Consider the following 17,447-nt stretch of genomic DNA (forward strand, 5'->3'; position numbering starts at 1 on the left):
AGACGCCAGACTGTCCCCGTGGATCTCTCCCGCCTGACCGGACCGGTGCGCCAGCTGGGGGCGACGGTCGCGAACGCGTCGGAGGTGATCCGGTACGGCGGACTGCTGACCGGCGAGCTGCCGAGCGAGTTCTCCGTCGTCGCCCGCCGGTCGATGTTCCGGCTCCGCCGCTACTTCCCGGACGACGTCAACTCCGGCGCCCCGGTCCTGCTCGTGCCACCGCTGATGATGTCCGCCGACGTCTACGACGTCTCCCCCTCGACCAGCGCGGTGCGGTTCCTCCACGAGTCCGGGCTGGACCCCTGGGTGGTCGACTTCGGCGCGCCGGAGCGGGAGGAGGGCGGCCTCAAGCGGACCGTCGTCGACCACGTCCTCGCCGTTCACGAGGCGGTCGACCTGGTCCGCGCGCACACGAACCGCGACGTCCACCTGTCCGGCTACTCGCAGGGCGGGATGTTCGCCTACCAGGTCGCGGCGTACCGGCGCAGCTCCGGCATCGCCAGCCTGATCACGTTCGGGGCGCCGGTGGACTCCCGGGCGACGCGGGTGTTCGGCGTCGTCGCGGAGGACGTCATCACCGAGGTCGCGGGGTTGCTCGCCGACCACGTCCTCGTGCACGTGAGCCTGCCCGCGTGGGCGAGCCGGTTCGGGTTCCGCCTGCTCGACCCGGTCAAGTCGACGCGGACGCGCCTGCACTTCCTGCTCCAGCTCCACGACCGGGAGGCGCTGCTTCCCCGCGAGGGCCAGCGGCAGTTCCTCGACAACAACGGCTACGTCGCCTATCCCGGCCCGGCGATCGCGGAGTTCGTGAAGAACTTCCTCGCCCACAACCGGATGCTGCAGGGCGGCTTCGTCATCGGCGACGTCATGTCGACGCTCGCCGACATCACCTGCCCCGTTCTCGCCTTCGTCGGGACGCTGGACTCGATCGCCCCGCCGCCGTCGGTGCGCGCGATCGCCCGCGCCGCCCCGAAGGCCGACACCTTCGAGGTCGAGGTGCCGACCGGGCACTTCGGGATGGTCGTCGGCTCCGGCGCGAGCCGGGCGACCTGGCCGCGCGTGGCCGACTGGGTCACCTGGCGCGAGCTGCGCGGCGGCCGTGCCGAGGACCGACCCGACGCCATCGCGGTCCTCGACGTCGACGCCGAGTTCGAGCCGCGCCCCAACACCGCGCCGCTGCACGCGGGCGTCGACGTCGCCGGGTACGCGGTCACCGTTGCGTGGTCAGGCCTCGGCGCCGCGGCCGGCGGCCTGCGCGCGCTGATCAGTCTCGCCGGCGACGCCCAGCACGTGCTGCCGCGCCTGGCCCGGCTCGAGCGGCTGTCCGCCGACGAGCGCGTCTCGGTCGGTGCCCTCCTCGAGGAGCGCACCCGGAACAACGCGGCCGACCACTTCTTCGTCTTCGACGGCCGCGGACACACCTACGCCGACGCCGGCGTCCGCGTCGACAACGTCGTGCGCGGGCTGCTCTCGATCGGGGTCCGGCCCGGCGACTCCGTCGGTGTCCTGATGTCGACGCGGCCCAGTGCGCTGGTCGCGACCGCCGCGCTGAACCGGATCGGCGCGGTCGCGGTCATGCTCCGCCCCGACGGCGCGACCGCGGTCGAGGCGCGCCTCGGCGACGTGAAGCGGATCATCGCCGATCCCGAGCACGCGGAGGCGGCGCGGGCCGCGCGGAAGGTCTCGGTCTACGTCCTCGGCGGCGGTGGGGCCCCGCGCACCCTCGGCCCCGGCATCACCGACCTCGAGCGCATCACGCCGGCCCTCGTGCAGATCCCCGAGTGGTACGTCCCCAACCCCGGCCGCGCCTCGGATCTCGCCTTCCTGCTGTTCACCGGCGAGGGCACGACGACCCGCTGCCATCGGATCACCAACGGCCAGTGGGCGCGCTCGGCCTACGGCACCGCGTCGGCGGCGAAGCTCTCCCCGGCCGACACCGTCTACAGCGTCACGCCGCTGCACCACGCGGCCGGCCTGCTCACCAGCGTCGGCGGGGCGCTGGCCGGCGGGTCACGGCTCGCACTGGCGACGTCCTACGACCCGGCGACGTTCTGGTCCGAGGTCCGCCGCTACGGCGTCACGGTCGTCTCCTACACCTGGACGCTGCTGCGCGACCTCATCGAGGCCGACCGCGTCCCCGGCGAGCGGCACCACCCGGTGCGCCTGTTCGTCGGGTCCGGGATGCCGACCTGGCTCTGGCAGCGGACCGTCGACCGCTTCCCCACCGCCGGCGTGCTGGAGTTCTTCGCCTCCAGCGGGGAGGACGTCGTCCTCGCGAACCTCTCCGGCCGGAAGGTCGGCGCGAAGGGGCGGCCGATCCCCGGCAGCGCCGAGGTCGCGGTCGTCTCGTGCGACCTGGCGACCGGCGAGCTGCGCCGCGACCTCGACGGCGTCGGCGCGCGGTGCGCCCCCGAGGAGCCCGGGCTGCTCGTCGCCCGCTGCTCCCCCACGACGCCGGACGCGCTGCGGGACGTCCTCGCCCCCGGCGACGCCTGGCGCTCCACCGGGCACGTCTTCCGCCGGGACGCCGACGGCGACCACTGGCTGATCGGCGCCCTCGCCGACCTGGTCCACACCGCGGGCGGCGTGGTGCCACCGGCGCCCGCCGAGGACGCGCTCGGCACGCTCGACGAGGTCGAGCTCGTGGCTGCGTACGGCGTTCGCGTCGACACCGAAAGTGACACGCCGCCGGCCGAGGAGCTGCACGCCGCCCTGGTGCTGCGCCGCGGACGCACGCTCGACGCCCCCGCGGTAACCGCGGCCCTGGCCGGGCTGTCGGCACTGCATCAACCCGCCGTCGTGCGGGTGCTCCCGACCATCCCGGTCACCACGTGGTGGCGCCCGTTGCGGGCCGCGCTGCGCGCCGACGCGGCGGCAGAAGCGCTGGTCACGTGGGTGCGGCAGCCCGACGGGAGCTATGCGGAGCCGCCGAAGGCACGCCGCCGACGCCGCGGAACGTGACGAGGCTTTCGAGATCGTCGTTTCAAGCCTGTAGCCACGGTCAGTCTTCCTTCGTACGCTGCGTTCGACAGCGGTGCGGACCTGCGGCCCCCGGCAACGGAACAAAACCCGGTTTCGGACGGGTTTTCTCCCTGGCGAGAGCGGTGGGATCTGGACCACACTCGGTTACGCTCACCATGACGTAACGGGCGATTCCCCAGGATCCGGCCGCGGGTCGGTTCCTGGGTTTCCTGGGCTCCAGCCCGGGGCCGACGGACGGAGGGACTGTGGCTGACGCCGTACGGCAGTCCCTGATGCGTCCGCGCGCGGCGTCGGTGACCCGCTTCGGTCGCGAACTGATCGCGATGGTCGTGCTCTTCACGATCTACAAGTTCGGCCGCGTCGTCCACACCTCGGACGTCAATCTCGCCTATGAAAACGCACAGCGGGTCTGGGACCTCGAGCGCTGGGCGCGGCTGCCGAACGAGCTCCACGCGCAGCAGGCGATGCTCCCGATGCAGTGGCTGGTGGAGTTCGCGAACACCTACTACGCGTTCGTGCACCTACCGGGAACGGCGGCGTTCCTGATCTGGATGTACCTGCGGCGGCCGCAGCTCTACCCGCCGGTGCGCCGCGCGATCATCGCGATGACGGCGATCGCCCTGCTCGGGCACATCCTGTTCCCGCTCGCGCCCCCGCGCATGCTCACCCAGTACGGCTTCGTCGACACCGCCGCGCTGTACGGGCCGAACGTCTACCACGACGACCCGGACGCGCAGTCGCTGATCAACCAGTACGCCGCGATGCCGAGCCTGCACGTCGGCTGGGCGATGCTCGTCGCCGCCGGCCTGATCGCCGCGTTCAAGACCCGCTGGCGCTGGCTGTGGCTGCTGCACCCGACGATCACCGCGATGGCCGTCGTCGGCACCGCGAACCACTACTGGATCGACGGGATCATCGCCTGCCTGCTGCTGGCGCTCGTCGTCTACCTCTGCGGCAACCACGTCGTGCCGTGGTACCGGCTGAACCCGGTCCACGTCGTGCGGCAGCGCCGCGCGGCGAACCAGCCGGACTACTACGGCATCGTCCCCGCCGAGCGCCCGGCCGCGCCGGCGCCGACCACCACCGCGGACGCTCCCGCGGAACCGGCCCTCGAGCCCGCGGGGCGGGCAGCGCAGGACTGAGTTCGCCGGGCGCCGCTCAGCGGCGCGCGTGCCGTCCCCGGACCTCGTCCGTCCGGGTCACGCGACCCTCGCCGTAGCGGAGCCCGCCGGCGGTGAGGTCCAGCTCGACGCGGTCGGGCTCGACGGCGTCGTCGGCGGCCTGCTGGGCGGCCCAGGCGATGTAGCGCACCCACTCCAGGCTGGAGCCGCGGCTGGCCGCGCTGGAGATCTCCGCCGCCTTCGGGAGGCGGCCGGCGATGGTCTCGTCGAGCATCAGCGGCTGGACGCCGCCGACGCCGCGCCGGTAGCCGGCGAAGTAGAGCAGGCGGGTGCAGGTGTCGGCGTCGAGGTCGGGCAGCCGGGACGTGGTCCGCAGCGCGAGGTAGGCCGCGCGCAGGGCCGCGGTGCCGGGGCGCTCGACGCGCAGGCCGGCGAGGGCCGCCTCCAGACGGTCCCCCGCGGGGTCGCCGGCGAGGGCGCGACCGGCCCGGCGGCGGCCGGAGGCCTGCTCGCCGTCGGTCCACATCAGGACGGCGGCGAGGAGCTGTCGGGCGCTCGCCCGGTCCTCACGCCAGCGCAGCGCGACGTCGAAGACGTCCTGTCGCCAGACCTGACCGTTCTTCGGGAACCCGGCGGGCCACGCGTCGTCGGGCAGGGCGGAGCGCCACTTCGCCGCGGGGAGGGCGACCGGCCGCTCCTCCCCGGGCAGGGCACGCAGTCGGTCGGCGGCCGCCCGGGCGCGGCGCCCCGAGCTCATGAGGACGACTCCGGACGCGAGTGACGCACGGTGATCATGAAACGCACGGTAAGAGTCCCGTGCACCCATTGCGACCGCACTGCGCCGTTCGGATGCCCTTTCGGCCGCCTGCGGATTGATCGTCCGGAGGGGTGTCCTACGCCACTTCCTGTGCTAGCGTCCCTGCCAGGTTGAAGGCGAAGCAGTTCCCCGTACGTTCTTGAAACGCCCACGGAGACACACCTCCGGAGGGCGTTTTGTCTTTCGGGGGCACGTGAAGCCGACGACCTGGGGCCTCGAGGCGAGGTCTGTCAGATCGTGCAGTGCGCACGGCTTTTGAAGGAGCACATCCAGCATGACCCAGGGCACCGTGAAGTGGTTCAACGCCGAGAAGGGCTTCGGCTTCATCGCTCAGGACGACGGCGGCGCGGACGTCTTCGTTCACTACAGCGCCATTCAGTCGAACGGCTACCGGACGCTGGAGGACAACCAGCGGGTGGAGTTCGAGATCACCCAGGGCGCGAAGGGCCCGCAGGCCGAGAACGTTCGCGCGATCTGACCTGCTCACTTCTCTGACCGCCCCGGCCTGCTGGCCAGGCTGAGCGGCAGAACTGCCGGAGGGCCGTCACCCGGGTGGGTGGCGGCCCTCCGCGCGTCCCGGCGCCGTGCGCGCTGCCCCGCACCGCGGGTGTCACCGGCCGCGTCGTCCGCGCGGAGCGGCTCGGCGGCCCCGCCGCCGTGCCGGGCTCCGCGTCGTGGAGGATCGTCCGGTGGAGTTCGGTCTGTCGCTGCTCGTCCTCGCCTCCGCCGACGGTCATGCCGAAGGCTGAGGCCCGCTCCCCGCAGGAGAAGGTCGCGGCCAAGATCCGCGCGGGCAAGCTGAAGAAGAAGTGCTGCAAGTCCAAGCCCCGATGCAAGAAGTGCCCCGTCCGCGCCCTGAAGAAGGCCCGCCGCAAGGCCGAGAAACGCGCCGCGAAGGCCGCCGCCACGTAGGGGTGTCACCCTTTCTGGCGCCAGAAAAGGGTGACACCCCTTACTGCGCAGTAAGGGGTGTCACCCTTTCTTTTCCACAGGCGAGCAAGGTCCGCGTCCGCGACCAGTCGGCCTCGGCGACGTCGGTCGCGGTGCCGGTCGCGGTGCCGGTCACGGTGACGAGGACGGCGTCGAGGGCGTCGAGGCCGAGGCGGACGGCGGCGGCGGGGACGCCGCGGGCGGTGAGGATCTCGGCGAGCCAGCCGACGAAGTCGGTGAACAGCTCGACGTCGTCGAGGAACAGCGCGGTGGTGAGGAAGTCGAGGATGTAGCCGATGTCCTCGACGGTCCGGGCGCGCTGCTCGGAGTCGTAGGCGGCCATCGGGGGGAAGACGCGGGCGAGTTCGGCCATCGTCGCGTCGACGAGGTCGCCGTGGGCGGCGCGGAGCCGGACGTGGGCGTCGTCGGGGTGCTCGAGCGGCGGAGCTTGGTCGGTGAACGACGGCCAGGCGTCGGACTCGATGAGCTCGAGCGCGGCGGTCGGGTCGGGGGCCCATCCGTTGGCGCCGAGGGCGAGCGCCCACCGGCCGTCGGGGCCGAAGCCACGGCCGCCGGCGAGGACGGGTACGCCGGCGCCGCGCGCGGCCTCGATCATCCGCCGGGCGCGCTGCAGCGAGGTCGAGACCGAGCAGGAGAGCGCGACGAGGTCCGGGCCGAGGTCGTGCAGGTACGAGACCAGGTGCGGCGTCGGAACCGAGGCGCCGAGGTAGGAGACGTCCCAGCCGGACAGGCGCAGCGACTCCGAGAGGATCCGCGCGGGCAGCGCGTGCCACTCCCCCTCCACGCAGGTGACGACGATCCGCCCGCGGGCCGGCCCGGCGGCGGTGCGCGCGCCGAGGGCGGCGACGACGTCCTCGCTGATGCTCGTGGCGACGTGCTCGCGGGCGACGCCCCAGCTGTTGGTGGCCCACTGCCGGCCGACCTCGAGCTGGGCGGGTCGGACGAGCTCGTCGAAGATGCGGATCGCCGGGACGCCCCGCTCGAGCTCGCCGAGGGCGGCGGCGACGGCGGCGGTCCGGTCGCCCCGGCTCAGGGCGTCCCAGTACCGGTCGCGGACGTCGGCGGACAGCGCGGCCTCGGTCACGGTCACGCGTCCTCCGCCCGCAACGCGAGCAACGCGATGTCGTCGTGGGACCGGCCGTCGAGGTACTCCAGGACGAGCTGCTCGATCCGCTCGGTGATCGCCTGCGCCGTCATGTCGACGCAGTCGCCGACCATCGCGGCCAGCCGGGTCGACCCGAGGAGCTGGTCCCCGACGCGCGCCTCGGTGACGCCGTCGGTGTAGAGCAGCAACGTCTCTCCCGGCTCGAGCTCGACCGTGGTGCCGCGGAAGCGCGCCTCGCGCAGCATGCCGACGATCATGCCGGTCGTCTCGACGGTCTGCACCGTCCCGTCCCGACGGAGGAGCAACGGCGGCGGGTGCCCGCCGGTCGCGAGGTGCACGGTGACGCCGCCGTCGCGGCGGGCGAACCGGCCGTGGACGACCGAGAGGAACTTCGAGCCGTCGACGGCGAGCATCGCGTCGTTGAGGACGGTCAGGGTCCGGACGGGGTCGGTCTCGACGAGCGCCGCGGTGCGCAGCGACTGCCGGGCCTGCCCGGTGAGGACGGCGGCGTTGACACCCTTGCCGCAGACGTCGCCGATGTCGAACGCCCACGCCCCGCCGCAGGGGTAGACCTGGTAGAAGTCGCCGCCGATCGCGGTCGCCTGCTGAGCGGGCCGGTACCGCGCCCCGAGCTCGACGCCCTCGACGTCGGGCAGGTCGGGCGGTAGCAGCGCGGCGCGCAGGGTGCTCGCGAGCGCGGCCCGCTCCTCGTAGATCCGGGCCGACGCGACGGCGAGCGCGGCCCGCTGGGCGAGGGCGTCGGTCATGGCGTCGAGAACAGCCGCCTCGTCGCCGAGGGCGTCGGTGCGCCGGGCGAGCACGAGCGCGCCGGTCACCGACCCGTACGCGTGCAGGGGGACGGTGATCAGCTCGGCCGGGGCGTCGGCCAGTTCCTTGGCCAGGGCGGGGTCGGCGCCGAGTTCTTCGAGGAGACCGGGGTCGTCCAGCGGCCGCGAGCCGGGGTGCTGGGCGGCGGCGGGGATCGTGGTCGTCGTGTGCTCGCGCGGCGCCCCCGTCCCGACGCAGACCACGCGGTGCACGGAACCGTCGGGCGCGAGGACGGCACCCCACGCGGCGAGGCGCGGGACGGCGAGGGTGACGACGCGGCCGAGCGTCCGGCGCAGGTTCAGCGTCCCCGCCAGCGCCAGTCCGGCGTCGGCGGCGAAGCGGTCGACGCTCAGCCGACGCCCGCCTTCGAGGAGCCCTCGGCCTGGCCGGCGGCGGGAGCCGGGCGGTGCAGGGAGAACAGGTCGGCGTCGGCGGTCGCGCTGTCGGGCAGCATCAGGCTGAACCAGACGGCCTTGCCGCCGGCGCGGGCCTCGATGCCCCAGTCGTCGGAGACGGCGGCGACGATCTTCAGGCCGCGGCCGGACTCGGCGAAATCCTCGTCCAGCGGGACGAACGGGCGATGCAGCATGGGCTCGCCGTCGGCGATCGAGATCGTGACCCGGTCGGCGGCCGAGATGGAGAGGGTGACGTCGGTCCGCGCGTGCCGGACCGCGTTGGCGATCAGCTCACTGACGCCCAGCTCGGCGTCCTCGACGAGGCGCGCGAGGTCCCACTCCAGCAGGGTGTCGCGCACGAAGTGCCGCCCGTGCGTCACCGACAGCAGGTCGGCGCTCAGCAGGAGCCGTCGTTCTCGGAAGGGGGTACTGCTCATCTCGTCCGTCCGTCCTCGACTGCGAGGGCTTCGCCACCGTGCCGCTCGTGGCCGCGCATCGCCGCTTCGACCGAGCCGAACTGGGGGAACAGCTCGGTCAACCCGCAGATCTCGATCACCCGCCGAATGACGTGGTGGGTGTAGACCAGGCGGACCCACCCGTCCCGGGCCGCCGCTTCGCGGTGACCGGCCACCAGCGCCCGCACCACGGAGGAGTCGATGAACGAGACGTTGAGCATGTCGATGACCAGGTGACCGTCGCCGGCCTGCAGGTGCGCGAGCAGCGACTCCTCCAGCTGCTCGTCGGCCGCGTCCCACTCCCCGGTCAGGGCGAGGACCGGCGGTCCCGCCTCCACCGGGCGCGTGACCAGGACCTGACCCATCTCCACCTCTCGTTGCCGTACCGGTCGGTCCTACCCCTCGCGGCGGATTGCCGAACCTGTGAAACGGGTGACAGCGCCGAGCCTACGGGGCGCTGACCTGCGGCTCCAGGGCATCAGGGCGCCGGTCGGGTAACCAGGAGGGATGACGACGATCCGGAGCGCCGGACACGGCACGGCGACGCAGGACGAGCTCACGGAGCTGTTCCGCGGAGCCGGGATCACGCACGTGGTGGACGTCCGGCGGTTCCCGGGCAGTCGACGGCACCCGCACGTCGGGCGGGACCGGATGACGGAGTGGCTGCCGGCGGCGAGCATCGACTACCGGTGGGTCGCCGAGCTCGGCGGCCGCCGGCGGCCGGACCCGGACTCGACGCACGTCGGCCTGCGCAACCTGCAGTTCCGCGCGTACGCCGACCACATGGAGACGGCGGAGTTCGCGGCGGCGGTCGACGACCTGCTGGGGCTCGCGCACGCGGCGTCCGTGCTGGTGATGTGCTCGGAGTCGGTGTGGTGGCGCTGTCACCGCCGGCTGCTCGCCGACCACCTGGTGCTGGTGTCCGGGGTGGCGGTCGAGCACCTGTTCCACGACGGCCGGCTCGCGGACCACCCGGTGACGCCCGGCGCCCGGCCCGCCGGGGACCACGTCGTCTACGACGCGGTCCCGGACGAGCCCGGGGATCCCTGACCAGCTCGGCGGCGTAGCTTGCGCGCATGGATGCGGACACTCCCCGGGTACTGGTCAACACGCGCCGGCTGGAGCCGACGGTCACGGCCGGAGCGGCCTGGAAGCTGCAGGAGAGCCGGCGCGACCTCGACTCGAACGTCATCGTCCTGCCGCCCGGCGGCGGGATCGACGCGCACGACGGCCCGCCGCTCGACGTCCTGGTGCACGTTCTCGCCGGGTCCGGGGAGCTCGGGACCGACGGCGAACCGGTCGCGCTTGAGCCGGGCGCGTTGGTGTGGCTGCCGCGCGGGTCGCGGCGCCAGTTCACCGCGGGGCCGGAGGGGTTGCGCTACCTGACTGTCCATCAGCGTCGGCAGGCCCTGACCTTGGAGCCGTTCTCGGGGTAAGACCGACCCCTTTCTAAAACACAATCTCATTGACGGAAGAGGTCCGTCCGAGGACTGTGTTCAGGAAAGGACGCTCCATGACCACGACCAGCGGCCGGCCCGCGCCCACCACGCGCGACCGGCTGATGACGGACCGGGACGCCGGGTTCGAGGCGTTCTGGATGCTCCGTCTCGCGTTCACCGTCGCCCCGATCGCGTTCGGGCTCGACAAGTTCTTCGACATCCTCGTCGAGTGGGAGATCTACCTCGCCGACGACCTCGTCCGGTGGCTCCCCGGGGACGCGACCGAGCTGATGTACGCGGTCGGCGTCATCGAGATCGTCGCGGGCGTCGCGGTGTTCCTGCGCCCGCGCTTCGGCTCGCTCCTCGTCGCCGCGTGGCTCCTGGGCATCATCGTCAACCTGCTGGTGGTGAACGACTTCTACGACGTCGCCCTCCGCGACTTCGGCCTCCTCCTCGCCGCCCTCACCCTCGCCCGCCTCGCCGCGAAGTACGACCCCGACCCCCTCCTCACCCGGCCGGCGATTCTCCGTCACTGAGACCGTCCCCGAGGACCACGGACTCCTCGGTGAAGAAGATCGGCGAGTGCGCGAGGTCGATGAAGCGGCGCTCGTCCTCCAGCAGCGCCCGCCCGGCCGCCCGCCCGGCCAGGTCGGCCTGCACCGCGGCGAGATCCTCGACGCTGTCCCACCAGAGCTCCGCGACCCCGTCGAACGGCGCGCCGCCCGGCCACCGCGCCTCGACCGCCGGCGCCAACCGCGGGTCGGTGACCCCGAGGCTCTGGACGTATCGCCGGATCCGCAGCGTCTCCGCGTGGGCCCGCACCAGCGGCGCGTGCTCCTCCCGCCAGTACCGCGCGAACTCGGTGTGGCTCAGCGATTCCCGGCGCCGCAGACAGAAGACGAGCTTGATCACCCGCCCAGCGTCCCATCCCCACTGGAGATGACATCTCCAGTGGGGATGGGGTGGAGATGTCCTCGTCAGGGGGCGGGGCGGCGGGAGCCGGCGAGGGCGGCGGCGGTCGCCAGGAGCCCGCAGGTCGCGACGATCCCGAGCAGCGGGAGCCACGGGATCGTGAGCGCGGGGCTGACGCCGGTTCCGACGAGGTCGGTGGCGATCGCGTGGCGGACGAGGAGGCCGAGCCCCACCGCGGTGAGCCCGCCGAGCACCAGGCCGGCGCCGGTGACGAAGCCCGCCTGCCAGATCGCGGCCCGGCGGAGCTGGTCCGGCGTCGCGCCGAGCAGGGTGAGGGTCCGCGACTGCCGACGGCGCTGGGTCGCGCCGATCAGGGTCGCGTTGACGACCGCGATCGCGGCGTAGAACCCGGCCGGGCCGAGCAGGATCGTCAGCCCGAGGTTGTTCGCGCGCCGGACCTCCGCGGTCACGGCGTCGATCCACTCGTCGCCGGTCAGCACGGTCGCGCCCGGCAGGTCCCGGGCGAGCGATGCGCGCGCCGCCTCGACGTCCGCTCCCTCGTGCAGGACCACGAACAGCTCCGCCGCCGGCGTCGGGGCGACCTGGCCCGCGACAAGGTCGACCGGCAGCAGGATGTCGCCGTAGAGGTCGGGGGCGTCGGGCACGACCGCGACGATCCGCAGGCGGTGCTCCTCGCCGTTGATCCGGACGGCGACGCGATCGCCGAGGCCCTTGCCGGCGTCGGTGGTCCAGCTCCGCGAGACCGCGACGGCGCGGCCGTGCAGGTCGTCGATGCTGCCCTTCGTGGCGCGCAGGCCGCGGGCGGCGGTCGCGGTCGCGACGTCGACGGCGTCGACGTCCTCGCGCGCGAACCCGTCGAGGTCGAGGTGCACCGGCACGACGTGACGCTGGTCGACGAGGCGGACGGCCGGGTGATCGGTCACCCGCGTCAACACCGCCTGGTCGCCCTCGGCCTGGACGACGAGCGGCGCGCGCAGGTGCGCGCGGTCGAGCGCGGACGTCCAGTCGGCGGTGAAGCTGAGCGCGAGGAGCATCGAGGAGGCGATCGCGGAGATCGCGAGCACCGGGGCGGCGACCGCGGTCGTCGTCCGCACACCCGCGCGCAGGTCGTCGCGGGCGATCCGTGCCGCGACGTCACGGGCCACGAACGGTCGCGCCAGCAACCCGGCGACGCGTGGGATGAGGAACGGGCCGAAGCACATCAGCCCGATCACGACGACCTCAGGCAGCAGCACGGCCGCGATCAGGGCGAACAACGGACCGGTGCGGTCGGCGTAGATCACCGCGACGACGACGGTGGCTCCGACGCCCGCCAGGCAGAGGGTGCCGACGATCCACTGCGTGACGCTGGGCCGGCCGCGCTCGATCACGGCCTCGCGCAGAGCCGCCGTCGGTGGGACCTTCGCCGCCCGCCGCGAGGACCGCCACGCCCCGAGCAGGGCGACGGCCATCCCCGTCGGGGCCGCGATCGACCAGGCGAGCCACGGCGCCGGCGCCACGAGGTGCTGGTCGGTGAGCCCGATGTGCCGCACGAGGGCAAGCACCGGCCCGGCGAGCGGCGTCGCGATCAGACACCCCGTCAGGGATGCCGCGACCGCGACGGCGAGCGACTCCCCCAGGACCAGCCGGCGCACCTGCCCGCCCGTCGCTCCGACGAGCCGCAGCAGCCCGAGCTCCCGGCGCCGCGTCGCGACGACGAACCCGAACGTCGAACCGACGACGAAGACCGCCAGAAACAGCGAGATCGCCGACATGATGCCGAGCATCGAGGTGAGGTCGTCGAGTTGCCGACGCTGGTCCTCGGTGGCCGCGGGGCCGAGCCGGGACAGCGTGGCGTCGACGGACCCGAGCAGATTGACCGTCGTCGCGATCAGCACGACACCACTCACGAGCGCGACGAACGCGCCGAGGTACGCGGGCCACGAGACGCGGACGGTCTGCCGGGACAGGCGGCTCATCGGGCCGGTCAGCGGACCGGTGACCAGCCGCAGCGCGGTGGCGGTCATGCCCGCTCCAGTTCGTTCATGCGGCGGGCGATGGTGTCGGCGTCGGCGTTCCACAGGTGCCCGACGATGCGGCCGTCGGCGAGGAAGAGCGTCTGGTCGGCGTACGACGCGGCCAGCGGGTCGTGCGTCACCATCAGGACCGTCTGGCCCTCGTCGACGAGACCGCGGAGCAGCGCGAGGACGTCGCGGCCGGTGGTGCGGTCCAGCGCGCCGGTCGGCTCGTCGGCGAACAGGACGGCGGGCCGCGTGTGCAGCGCCCGGGCGATCGCGACGCGCTGTTGCTGACCCCCCGACAGTTCCGGCGGACGGCGCTTGGCGAGCTCCCGGAGGCCGACGCGGTCGAGCGCGCTCAGGACCGCGGCGCGGTCGACCGGCTGCCCCGCGAGCCGCGCCGGGAGCGCGACGTTGTCGAACGCGGTCAGCGCGTCGAGCAGGTTGTAGGACTGGAAGACGAAGCCCATCGCGGTGCGGCGGAACTTCGTCAGCGCCGTCGCGTCGAGCCGGCCGAGGTCGGTCCCGGCGATGCTGACCCGGCCGCGGGTCGGGGCGTCGAGGCCGGCCGCGACCTGCAGCAGCGTCGACTTGCCGGAGCCGGACGGCCCCATGATCGCGGTGAACGTCCCGCGCGCGAACGCGTGCGTGACGCCGCGCAGCGCCTCGACGCTGCCGGCGCGGGACCGGTAGATGCGGGTGACGTCGTCGAGCGCGACGGCCGGTCCGGCGAGGGTGGCGGCGTCTTCGTCGGAAGCGGTGCGGGCGAAGGTCGGAAGCGGCATGGATCCAGTGCACCCGTCCTCGCGGCCGCACACACGGGCCCGCGCGCCACGATCGAGGTAGCGCGTGCGCTACCGCGGGGAGCGGCCTTCGCTTCTACGCTCGATCAGTGCCCCGCTCCCCCGACGCCTGGACCGCGGTCCGCGGCCGGCCGACGGTGTTCCTGACCTCGGTCTGGCCGTGGCGCTCTTTGGGCTACCTGCTCTCGACCGTCCCGGTCGGGGTGCTGACGTTGGTGGTCCTCGGGCTGGTCGTCGGCCTGGGCGTGCTGACGGCGGTCGTCGTCATCGGGCTGCTGCTGCTGGCGAACGTGCCGCTGGTGACGACGGTCGTGGGCGAACTGGAGCGGGCCCGGTTGCGGCTGGTCCTGCCGACGGCGCCGGCCCGCACCGCGTCGCTGCGTGAGCGGGTCCGGACGTGGCGGACGCTGCCGGTCGCGTGGTCCGAGATCGGCTACGCGGCCCTGCTGGCGACGGTGCTGTGGGTCGTCGACGCCGTGGTGGTGACGTTCGCGCTGACCGTGCCGGTGGTGCTGCTGCTCGCGCCAGCGCTGGTCGAGATGGACGCGGTCGAGGTCGCCGGCTGGCGCATCGACTCGGGCGCCGAGGCGTGGCCGGCGGTCGGGGTCGGCGTGCTCGCCGCGATCGGGGCGGCGTACCTGGTCACCGCCCTCGCCAGCGGCCAGGCCGCGCTGACCCGGCAGCTGCTCGACCCGCCGGAGGCGCGCCTGGTCGAGGCCGTCGACCGGTTGCGGCGCTCGCGGGCCGGGCTGGTCGACGCGTTCGAGGCCGAGCGGCGGCGCATCGAGCGCGATCTCCACGACGGCGCGCAGCAGCGCCTGGTCGCGTTGACGATGGCGCTCGGGCAGGCGGAGCTCTCCCTCGACGAGGGGCCGGCGCTCGCGCAGGTGCAGCGCGCGCACCGCCTCGCCGAGGAGGCGCTGGAGGACCTGCGCGCCACGGTCCGCGGCATTCACCCGCAGGTGCTCACCGACCACGGTCTCGCGGCCGCGATCACCGAGCTCGCGGACCGCTCCGCCGTCCCGGTCCGCACCGACCTGCACCTCGACGGTCGGCTGCCGGCACCGGTGGAGACGGCCGCCTACTTCCTCGTCAGCGAGGCGCTGACGAACGTCGCCCGGCACGCCGAGGCCCGGTCGGTGCAGGTGCACGCGTGGGTCGTCGACGGCGAGCTGACCGTGACGGTGGTCGATGACGGCCGCGGCGGCGCCGACCCGGCCCGCGGCACCGGGCTGGCGGGCCTGGCTGTCCGGGTCGAGGCGATCGACGGCACTCTGGAGGTCACCAGCCCGCCCGGCGGACCGACGACCGTGAGGATGACAAGCCCGACATGACGGACCGTCAGTCGCTGCGCATCGTCCTCGCCGAGGACGTCGCGCTGCTGCGCGAGGGGCTGGTCGGCATCCTCACCGCCGCGGGGCACGAGGTCGTCGCGGCGGTCCCGGACGCCGACGCGCTGCTGGTCTTCACCGAACGTCTGCAACCCGACGTCGTGGTCACCGACATCCGGATGCCACCCACGCACACCGACGAGGGTCTGCGCGCGGCGGTGACGATCCGCGCTCAGCACCCGCGGATCGCGATCCTGCTGCTGAGCGCGTACATCGCCGAGGCCTACGTGACCGATCTGCTGGACTCCACCACGCAGAGCGGGCACGCGGGTCTGGGGTACCTGCTCAAGGACCGGGTCGGGCACGTCCGCGAGTTCCTCGACAGCCTCGACCGCGTCGCGGCGGGCGGCACGGTCGTCGACCCCGACGTCGTCCGGCACCTGCTCGCCCGACGCCGCGACGACGGCCCGCTCGCCGCCCTTACCGACCGGGAGCGCGAAGTTCTCGGCCTGATGGCCGAAGGGCACACGAACCCGACCATCGCGTCCCGGCTCTACGTCAGCGAGGCCGCCGTCCGCAAGCACGTGGGGAACATCTTCGCCAAGCTCGACCTCGACCCGGACTCCGACCGACGGGTTTCTGCCGTCCTCACCTACCTGCGCGGCGTCGGCTAGCCGTGTCCGAACCCCGGGTGGGCTCGGCCGGCGGATCAGGTCGGACGCGTCCTGGCGTCGACTTCGCGCGTCGCGGGCGCGAATTGTCTGACGTCCCGTCAGAAACTAGTGACAGTAGGGGCAAATGAGGTCTTGACGATGCTCGAACATTTGTTCGAGTCGAGGTAGAATCGTGGTATGTCCGCAGCGGTGGGGACGCATCCGGCACTGGCCCTGATGGCCAGTGCGGTGCAGGACGCGCGCAAGGCCGCGACGATGCTCACCACGGATGAGGTGTGGACGTTCTCGGACGCGGAGCTGGAGTTGATGCTGCGCTCGCAGGCCGAGTTGGACGCGGCGTGTGCCGCGGTGGGGATCCGTGCGGTGCGCGAGGCGGACGCGCGGGGGTTGGCTGCCGAGGACGGGAAGGTCTCGACCGCGACCTGGCTGGGGCGCAAGCTGGACCTGCACCCGGCCGAGGCCGCCCAGCGGGTCAAGGAGTCCGACATTCTGTCCCGCAAGGGCACCGCGACGATCAACGCCCTGGCCGCCGGGCGGATCAACCCGGCCCAGGCCCGTGCCCTGGCGAAAGATCTGACCAAGATCGAGCCGATCGCCTCGGCGCAGGAGCTGAGCGATTTCGAGACGATGCTGCTGCGGGAGGGGATCGGGCTCCACGCCGGGCTGATCAGTAGGTTGGCCCGCCACGCCGAAGAAGCCATCGACCCCGACGGCAAAGAGCCTGAGTTCGATCCCGAGGACCCCGCATCAACGGCGGACACCCGCCGCTCCGCGCGGGCGCACCGCAGGCGGAACCTGTCGATCACCGATCTGGGTAACGGGCTGCACCGCATCCGCGGCGAGCTCACCGACGAGGTCGCCGCGCTGCTGAACGCGGCGATCGATCCGTTGGCGTCGCCGCGGCCGGCAGTGAACGGCCAGGCCGATGAGCGGACGGCCCCGCAGCGCCGTCACGACGCGCTCGGGGACATCGCGCGGCAGTTCCTGCGTTTCGGGGACGCCCCCCGCTCGCACGGGGTGCGCCCCCACATCCACGTCACCGCAAGCGTCGAAACCATGGCAGGCGACACCGGGCACCCCTTCGCCCGCACCGCGACCGGGGAAGACCTGGACATTGCGACCCTGCGCCGGATCGCCTGCGATGCCGGGATCACCCCCATCGTCGCGAACACTTTGGGGGTGCCGCTCGCGATGGGCCGCGAGACCCGCACCGCCACCCCCGCCCAGTGGGCCGCCCTCGTCGCCCGGGACATCGGCTGTATCGGCGAAGGCTGCACCCGACCCGCGAACTGGTGCAAGGCGCACCACATCCACTGGTGGGATCGCGACGACGGCCCCACCGATGTGGACAAGATGGCCTTGGTCTGCTCGCACGAGCATTATCTGATACATCATCAGGGGTGGGAAGTGCGGATGGGCGCCGACGGCCATCCCGAAATGATCCCCCCGAAATGGGTTGGCTCCGAGCAGAGACCCCGACGTAACGCGCACTGGAAACTCATCCGCGACGGACTCAAACAACACGAACCCCCACCGACGCCCTCGCCACCAGAGCCACCGTCAGAAACAGACCCCGACCGCGGGCCGTAGCAGGGCAGGTCCGGTTCGGCATCTCG

The 17,447-nt window shown here is 73.0% G+C and carries 18 protein-coding genes; 10 read left to right on the forward strand and 8 right to left on the reverse strand.

What is annotated here, in order from left to right:
* The first annotated feature begins 18 nt into the window (after nt 1–18).
* Nucleotides 19–2,961 (forward strand): alpha/beta fold hydrolase, encoded by a 2,943-nt coding sequence (locus tag SPOPO_RS27385; protein WP_019873276.1) that lies wholly within the window; start codon nt 19–21, stop codon nt 2,959–2,961.
* Between the two features lie 266 nt (nt 2,962–3,227).
* Entirely contained in the window at nt 3,228–4,124 is an 897-nt protein-coding gene (locus SPOPO_RS27390; protein WP_156869517.1) for a phosphatase PAP2 family protein, read from the forward strand.
* A gap of 16 nt (nt 4,125–4,140) precedes the next feature.
* Here the strand turns inward: SPOPO_RS27390 and SPOPO_RS0102900 are convergent, their stop codons facing one another.
* Nucleotides 4,141–4,860 carry an 8-oxoguanine DNA glycosylase OGG fold protein gene (locus SPOPO_RS0102900; RefSeq protein ID WP_019873278.1) on the reverse strand — a complete coding sequence of 240 codons (720 nt, stop codon included), beginning with the start codon at nt 4,858–4,860 and terminating at the stop codon, nt 4,141–4,143.
* A 334-nt stretch (nt 4,861–5,194) separates the two neighbouring features.
* Here SPOPO_RS0102900 and cspE point away from each other — a divergent pair, with 334 nt between their 5' ends.
* Together cspE and SPOPO_RS27395 are read left to right on the forward strand one after the other, a co-directional pair.
* Nucleotides 5,195–5,398 carry a transcription antiterminator/RNA stability regulator CspE gene (gene cspE, locus SPOPO_RS0102905; protein ID WP_019873279.1) on the forward strand — a complete coding sequence of 68 codons (204 nt, stop codon included), beginning with the start codon at nt 5,195–5,197 and terminating at the stop codon, nt 5,396–5,398.
* Between the two features lie 74 nt (nt 5,399–5,472).
* Nucleotides 5,473–5,832 (forward strand): hypothetical protein, encoded by a 360-nt coding sequence (locus SPOPO_RS27395; RefSeq protein WP_019873280.1) that lies wholly within the window; start codon nt 5,473–5,475, stop codon nt 5,830–5,832.
* A gap of 40 nt (nt 5,833–5,872) precedes the next feature.
* Here SPOPO_RS27395 and SPOPO_RS34125 read toward each other — a convergent pair whose 3' ends face one another.
* The 4 genes from SPOPO_RS34125 to SPOPO_RS27415 all read right to left on the reverse strand — a co-directional run bounded on the left by SPOPO_RS34125 (nt 5,873) and on the right by SPOPO_RS27415 (nt 9,019).
* Complete coding sequence (locus SPOPO_RS34125; protein ID WP_019873281.1) at nt 5,873–6,961, reverse strand: cobalamin-dependent protein; 1,089 nt, start codon at nt 6,959–6,961, stop codon at nt 5,873–5,875.
* On the reverse strand, nt 6,958–8,016 hold the full coding sequence (locus SPOPO_RS27405) for a PP2C family protein-serine/threonine phosphatase (RefSeq protein WP_019873282.1): 1,059 nt from the start codon (nt 8,014–8,016) through the stop codon (nt 6,958–6,960). The genes SPOPO_RS34125 and SPOPO_RS27405 overlap by 4 nt, the downstream gene beginning before the upstream one ends.
* A 137-nt stretch (nt 8,017–8,153) precedes the next feature.
* Entirely contained in the window at nt 8,154–8,636 is a 483-nt protein-coding gene (locus SPOPO_RS27410; protein ID WP_019873283.1) for an ATP-binding protein, read from the reverse strand.
* A complete protein-coding gene (locus SPOPO_RS27415; RefSeq protein ID WP_019873284.1) occupies nt 8,633–9,019 on the reverse strand; it encodes an STAS domain-containing protein in 387 nt (128 codons plus the stop codon). The genes SPOPO_RS27410 and SPOPO_RS27415 overlap by 4 nt, the downstream gene beginning before the upstream one ends.
* Nucleotides 9,020–9,161: 142 nt before the next feature.
* Between SPOPO_RS27415 and SPOPO_RS0102935 the strand changes: the two genes are divergently transcribed.
* The 3 genes from SPOPO_RS0102935 to SPOPO_RS0102945 all read left to right on the forward strand — a co-directional run bounded on the left by SPOPO_RS0102935 (nt 9,162) and on the right by SPOPO_RS0102945 (nt 10,629).
* The gene (locus tag SPOPO_RS0102935; RefSeq protein ID WP_019873285.1) at nt 9,162–9,704 is read left to right on the forward strand and encodes a DUF488 domain-containing protein; all 543 of its coding nucleotides are present in this window, start codon (nt 9,162–9,164) and stop codon (nt 9,702–9,704) included.
* 26 nt (nt 9,705–9,730) lie between these two features.
* Entirely contained in the window at nt 9,731–10,090 is a 360-nt protein-coding gene (locus SPOPO_RS0102940) for a cupin domain-containing protein (RefSeq protein WP_019873286.1), read from the forward strand.
* Nucleotides 10,091–10,167: 77 nt separating this feature from the next.
* Nucleotides 10,168–10,629: a hypothetical protein gene (locus tag SPOPO_RS0102945; RefSeq protein ID WP_019873287.1), complete on the forward strand. Its 462-nt coding sequence runs from the start codon at nt 10,168–10,170 to the stop codon at nt 10,627–10,629.
* Here SPOPO_RS0102945 and SPOPO_RS0102950 read toward each other — a convergent pair.
* From SPOPO_RS0102950 to SPOPO_RS0102960, 3 genes are all read right to left on the reverse strand, one after another.
* The gene (locus SPOPO_RS0102950; RefSeq protein WP_019873288.1) at nt 10,601–11,005 is read right to left on the reverse strand and encodes an EthD domain-containing protein; all 405 of its coding nucleotides are present in this window, start codon (nt 11,003–11,005) and stop codon (nt 10,601–10,603) included. The two genes, SPOPO_RS0102945 and SPOPO_RS0102950, sit on opposite strands and share 29 nt — an antisense overlap.
* 65 nt (nt 11,006–11,070) lie before the next feature.
* Complete coding sequence (locus tag SPOPO_RS0102955; protein ID WP_019873289.1) at nt 11,071–13,032, reverse strand: FtsX-like permease family protein; 1,962 nt, start codon at nt 13,030–13,032, stop codon at nt 11,071–11,073.
* Nucleotides 13,029–13,808 (reverse strand): ABC transporter ATP-binding protein, encoded by a 780-nt coding sequence (locus SPOPO_RS0102960; protein WP_019873290.1) that lies wholly within the window; start codon nt 13,806–13,808, stop codon nt 13,029–13,031. The genes SPOPO_RS0102955 and SPOPO_RS0102960 overlap by 4 nt, the downstream gene beginning before the upstream one ends.
* A gap of 107 nt (nt 13,809–13,915) precedes the next feature.
* On the opposite strand from SPOPO_RS0102960, the gene SPOPO_RS0102965 reads away from it, so the two are divergent.
* The 3 genes from SPOPO_RS0102965 to SPOPO_RS32285 all read left to right on the forward strand — a co-directional run bounded on the left by SPOPO_RS0102965 (nt 13,916) and on the right by SPOPO_RS32285 (nt 17,421).
* Nucleotides 13,916–15,160 (forward strand): sensor histidine kinase, encoded by a 1,245-nt coding sequence (locus tag SPOPO_RS0102965; RefSeq protein WP_019873291.1) that lies wholly within the window; start codon nt 13,916–13,918, stop codon nt 15,158–15,160.
* Nucleotides 15,157–15,831 carry a LuxR C-terminal-related transcriptional regulator gene (locus SPOPO_RS0102970; RefSeq protein ID WP_019873292.1) on the forward strand — a complete coding sequence of 225 codons (675 nt, stop codon included), beginning with the start codon at nt 15,157–15,159 and terminating at the stop codon, nt 15,829–15,831. Before SPOPO_RS0102965 ends, SPOPO_RS0102970 begins: the two co-directional genes overlap by 4 nt.
* A gap of 177 nt (nt 15,832–16,008) precedes the next feature.
* Nucleotides 16,009–17,421 carry an HNH endonuclease signature motif containing protein gene (locus tag SPOPO_RS32285; RefSeq protein ID WP_019873293.1) on the forward strand — a complete coding sequence of 471 codons (1,413 nt, stop codon included), beginning with the start codon at nt 16,009–16,011 and terminating at the stop codon, nt 17,419–17,421.
* The last annotated feature ends 26 nt before the right edge of the window (nt 17,422–17,447 follow it).

It is taken from the genome of Sporichthya polymorpha DSM 43042, assembly GCF_000384115.1.
Taxonomy (GTDB): domain Bacteria; phylum Actinomycetota; class Actinomycetes; order Sporichthyales; family Sporichthyaceae; genus Sporichthya; species Sporichthya polymorpha.

Excerpts from the sequence above, each read along its gene's own strand:
- SPOPO_RS0102900 (WP_019873278.1), bottom strand. The coding sequence starts at position 4,860 with ATGAGCTCGGGGCGCCGCGCCCGGGCGGCCGCCGACCGACTGCGTGCC.
- cspE (WP_019873279.1), top strand. The coding sequence starts at position 5,195 with ATGACCCAGGGCACCGTGAAGTGGTTCAACGCCGAGAAGGGCTTCGGC.
- SPOPO_RS27410 (WP_019873283.1), bottom strand. The coding sequence starts at position 8,636 with ATGAGCAGTACCCCCTTCCGAGAACGACGGCTCCTGCTGAGCGCCGAC.
- SPOPO_RS27415 (WP_019873284.1), bottom strand. The coding sequence starts at position 9,019 with ATGGGTCAGGTCCTGGTCACGCGCCCGGTGGAGGCGGGACCGCCGGTC.
- SPOPO_RS0102935 (WP_019873285.1), top strand. The coding sequence starts at position 9,162 with ATGACGACGATCCGGAGCGCCGGACACGGCACGGCGACGCAGGACGAG.
- SPOPO_RS0102940 (WP_019873286.1), top strand. The coding sequence starts at position 9,731 with ATGGATGCGGACACTCCCCGGGTACTGGTCAACACGCGCCGGCTGGAG.
- SPOPO_RS0102945 (WP_019873287.1), top strand. The coding sequence starts at position 10,168 with ATGACCACGACCAGCGGCCGGCCCGCGCCCACCACGCGCGACCGGCTG.
- SPOPO_RS0102955 (WP_019873289.1), bottom strand. The coding sequence starts at position 13,032 with ATGACCGCCACCGCGCTGCGGCTGGTCACCGGTCCGCTGACCGGCCCG.
- SPOPO_RS0102960 (WP_019873290.1), bottom strand. The coding sequence starts at position 13,808 with ATGCCGCTTCCGACCTTCGCCCGCACCGCTTCCGACGAAGACGCCGCC.
- SPOPO_RS0102970 (WP_019873292.1), top strand. The coding sequence starts at position 15,157 with ATGACGGACCGTCAGTCGCTGCGCATCGTCCTCGCCGAGGACGTCGCG.
- SPOPO_RS32285 (WP_019873293.1), top strand. The coding sequence starts at position 16,009 with ATGTCCGCAGCGGTGGGGACGCATCCGGCACTGGCCCTGATGGCCAGT.